The organism is Microcystis sp. LEGE 08355, assembly GCF_015207185.1.
GTDB classification, from domain to species: domain Bacteria; phylum Cyanobacteriota; class Cyanobacteriia; order Cyanobacteriales; family Microcystaceae; genus Microcystis; species Microcystis panniformis.
In genome coordinates, this window is the sequence record NZ_JADEXI010000476.1 from 1 (window position 1) to 3,623 (window position 3,623).

6 protein-coding genes are annotated in these 3,623 nt (G+C 42.2%); 3 read left to right on the top strand and 3 right to left on the bottom strand.

What is annotated here, in order from left to right; all coding sequences use genetic code 11:
* Positions 1-800, top strand: an 800-nt coding sequence (locus IQ242_RS19485; protein ID WP_193961100.1) for a hypothetical protein, incomplete at its 5' end; no start/stop codon positions are given.
* A 37-nt stretch (positions 801-837) separates the two neighbouring features.
* Here IQ242_RS19485 and IQ242_RS19490 read toward each other — a convergent pair.
* Positions 838-1,341 (bottom strand): hypothetical protein, encoded by a 504-nt coding sequence (locus IQ242_RS19490; RefSeq protein ID WP_193961101.1) that lies wholly within the window; start codon positions 1,339-1,341, stop codon positions 838-840.
* 38 nt (positions 1,342-1,379) lie between these two features.
* Here IQ242_RS19490 and IQ242_RS19495 point away from each other — a divergent pair, with 38 nt between their 5' ends.
* Positions 1,380-2,303, top strand: coding sequence for a lysylphosphatidylglycerol synthase domain-containing protein (locus IQ242_RS19495; RefSeq protein WP_193961102.1), 924 nt, complete (start codon positions 1,380-1,382; stop codon positions 2,301-2,303).
* Between the two features lie 64 nt (positions 2,304-2,367).
* Here the strand turns inward: IQ242_RS19495 and IQ242_RS19500 are convergent, their stop codons facing one another.
* Together IQ242_RS19500 and IQ242_RS19505 are read right to left on the bottom strand one after the other, a co-directional pair.
* A complete protein-coding gene (locus IQ242_RS19500; RefSeq protein WP_108935514.1) occupies positions 2,368-2,604 on the bottom strand; it encodes a hypothetical protein in 237 nt (78 codons plus the stop codon).
* Positions 2,605-2,721: 117 nt separating this feature from the next.
* Positions 2,722-3,078 carry a hypothetical protein gene (locus IQ242_RS19505; RefSeq protein WP_193961104.1) on the bottom strand — a complete coding sequence of 119 codons (357 nt, stop codon included), beginning with the start codon at positions 3,076-3,078 and terminating at the stop codon, positions 2,722-2,724.
* A gap of 113 nt (positions 3,079-3,191) precedes the next feature.
* Here IQ242_RS19505 and IQ242_RS19510 point away from each other — a divergent pair.
* On the top strand, positions 3,192-3,623 hold a 432-nt coding region (locus IQ242_RS19510), incomplete at its 3' end, for an AAA-like domain-containing protein (protein ID WP_193961103.1).

Sequence of the window (3,623 nt, forward strand, 5' to 3'; positions counted from 1 at the left end):
CTCCTGAAGTTCCACTTCAGGAAGTCCCCCTTGAGTCCCCCCATACTGAGGCTGACTTAGCCGTAGAGTCAGCCACCCCCGCAGAAGTCAAACGTCAACAACCGATCCCCCCTCCCAGTCATCTGCGGCAGTATCGGGCGATCGGTCTCGTCTATGGCCATTATCAGCGATCGGAGGAACAATTAACTAAAGGCAATATTTTAACTGCCGATGGTACTCTGATCGATGCTGTGATTCTCGGTCGGGTGATCAGTTTGGTCAAAAATCATCTCGATCTGGAAAAACCCCATCTTTGGGTGGTTTATCCGCGCACCCGTCAGGAAAATGATGCCCTTCATGTTCAGATTGTCGGTGTTTGGGAACCAGAAACCCTGAAAAAGGAGGATGATCAGGAGATAGAGCCTCTCCTCGCTTCTACCCCGGGTTATTTCTCGATTCGAGGCGAAGTCATCTTTACCGAACGGGAAAATCAAGCGGTAGTGGTCAAAATCCGACAAATGCCCAAAACTGAAGCGGACAAACCCAAGTTTTTTAAACTAAAATTGCGCGGCACTTTACCTGGTAAACCGGTCAGTCGTTTTTGGGATTTTCAGGTACAACTTAAAGGAGATGCCTTAACCATTTTGGAAGGTTTAGACCTCGGTTTTGCCAGCAAGAAAAAACCGATGGGTAAGGGAGGTTTTAAAAAGCCTTTTGATAAAAATCGTCATCCCTCGGGGGAAGGAGAAAAACGACCTTTTACCCCCGGACAATCCCCTATCCCTCGGCCTTCCCGACCAAAACCCGTATCGGAAAACTAATTTTTTTCTAAGGATGGGTTTCTCACCCATCCCTAGTCTAGGATTTGGTTTTGGGAGCTATTTGATACTTAGTATTGGGAATATAAGCGCGAATGTTATAACTATAATCCGTTCCCAAAATCTCGGCGATCAAAACCGCTAACTGAGTTCCTAAAATCGCTTCATCGGCAGAACTAAAAGATTTATAATCTTCTATTAACCATTCTTGACCACCATTAACTAAAGTACATCTAAATGTACCAAGAGATTCGGCGATTTCTGTATGTTCTGTATAGTTTCTCGTTCTTACTTCCCCCGCACTATCTGCCCTCAAACATAATTGATTAAGTTCTGAATAAAATTTGGCAGGAATTTTGTCTAAATCACCCCCTTTAGTCACCCAATGCATAAAAAGATGAAAAGACCAAGGAAGATTGAGGTAGAGTAGATAAAATAAACCCAGAATAATTGTTAAATATAAGGAGGAAGTCAGGAACTTATCATATTTCCTTTTTCGGGATCGATTTAAACGTTTAGCTAAATCTAACTTTGATTTTTTCATAAATTTTAATGAGTCAAAAGTAATTCGTAAAAAGTAAGATGTATAAAAAAATCCGGCGTTTTGCTCCGATTATCCTGTCCTTGAGTTTATTTATTCTAGCGGTCTGGGCAATTAGTCAAGAATTTAAACACTACACTTTTGCCCAACTCTTGGCTAGTTTGGATCATATTACCACAAGTCGTCAGCTAGAAGCTATTTTTTGGATGGCTTTGGGTTATTTGTCGATGACGGGTTATGATCGCCTAGGTTTTTATTATATCAAGCATCCCTTAGCTTTAGGCACTATTATCCGCACTGCTTTTATCAGTTATGCTCTTGGTAATACCATTGGTTTAACCTTATTTTCTGGGACTGCTATCCGTTATCGTTTCTATACTCCTGCGGGGGTGGGGGTGGTGGATATTGCCAAAGTTATCACTTTTACCCATTTAAGCTTTTGGTTAGGAATGTTAGGGATTGGTGGTTTAAGTTTCCTCCTCGATCCCCAACGGATTCCTCAACTTTTAAAATTACCTTTTTTAACTACTAAACCTTTAGGAATAATTTTTTTATTGCTGGTTACGGGCTATTTTTTCTTGACTCTCACCTATAAAAAACCAATAAGAATCGGCCAAGAAAATATCTATTTACCCTCTTGGACTCTTTCCCTGGCTTTGATTTTGTTGACTTTTATTGATTGGATATTAGCCGCTAGAGTTCTCTATCTTCTTCTCCCGGGCAGCTACAATACTTCGTTTTTAGGATTTTTCGGTCTCTATGTATTTGCCATGACGGCAGGGGTATTAAGCAATGTGCCGGGGGGAATAGGGGTTTTTGAGTTTATCATGCTGAGATTACGCCCCGAATATGTATCTAATGCCGAGCTTTTAGGCTCTTTAATCGCCTATCGAGCTATTTATTATTTCCTGCCTTTAATTGTCGCTTTTGTCTGGTTGTTGGGTTACGAGGCGCGCAGAAAATAAAGCCCGCAAATTAGCTTAAACGGACAAAAAGGTCCCCATGCCGTCATAGCTGGGGAGCATCAATCTAGTAGGCTAAAGTTTCTAAAGTTTCCCGTAGATAGGAACAAATGCGAGCATCAGCATCGTCTCTATTTTTACCTGATTCTAGTTGTTCTTGCTGCCAACGGCGAAAACCGGAACTAGCGGCGATGGCTTGTTTTAAATGCTCCCAAGTGTGATGATCTTTGCGAAGTGGGGTGTCAGAAAATGTGGTAGAGTTGCCCATCTTTACCTCTGGTGGTAGGGTTGCACCTTTTAACATAACTTAAAAATGGCTGGAAATTCTGATAACTGGGACACAATTAGGCAGAAAAAGGTGTTGCCTAGCTGGAAAGCTGCGGGGATGCCAACACCTTTTTTGAGTAAATATAGCGGATTTTTAGGAGATTTTGCTGGTTTCTGCCGCTTCTTCCACTTCCACTGCCTGATTTAAAGCTGCGGGGGGAATGGGGATAGGAAATACCGACGGCAGGTTAGCGGTGGCATCTTCGGGAGGCTGCCCAGGGTGAAAACGACGGTAGCTTAAAACACCAGCTACGGTGATTGCTCCTGTAGTGGCGGCAACCCCTAAAATAAGTTTGTTAGGATCCAGATGGAAGGTGGTATTGCTGCCAAAAATGCTTTTACCTTTAGCGAAAGCACAAGCGGAGGCGCTGCCGGCATCAAGAGTACCTAAAACAATGCCACTGACGAGGGTGGCACTAACGGCGATGGAGGTGAAAAAAGTTTTCTTCATAATTGCCTTGGGATAGGTTGTCAATAGCGATTATCCTTGCATTATAGATATCTAAATCACAATTGTCTATTTTATTTCCGTTGGTGACATTGAAATAATTTTGTTTAAGGATAATGAATTATCAATATCGTGTCGGGGGTAGTCTTGCCTATAACCATCCTACCTATATCGAGAGAAATGCCGATCGAGAACTGTTAACGGCGTTGAAAAATGGTCAATTTTGCTACGTTTTCAACTGTCGTCAGATGGGCAAATCCAGTTTAAGGGTACGAGTGACTCATATCTTACAGCAATCGGGCATGGATTGCGCGGCGGTAGATATAACCAGTCTTGGCAGTAATGATAATTTATCCCAAGGGTATAACGGCGTGATTACCCGTTTGTTTTTAGGATTTAATCTGACGGGAAAAATTAATCTTAAATCCTGGTTGCGTGAGCGAGAGGATTTACCCCCCGTGCAGCGTTTGGGACAATTTATCGAGGAAGTTTTATTAGTTTATTGTCGGGGAGAGAAAATATATATTTTTATCGATGAGATCGATAAA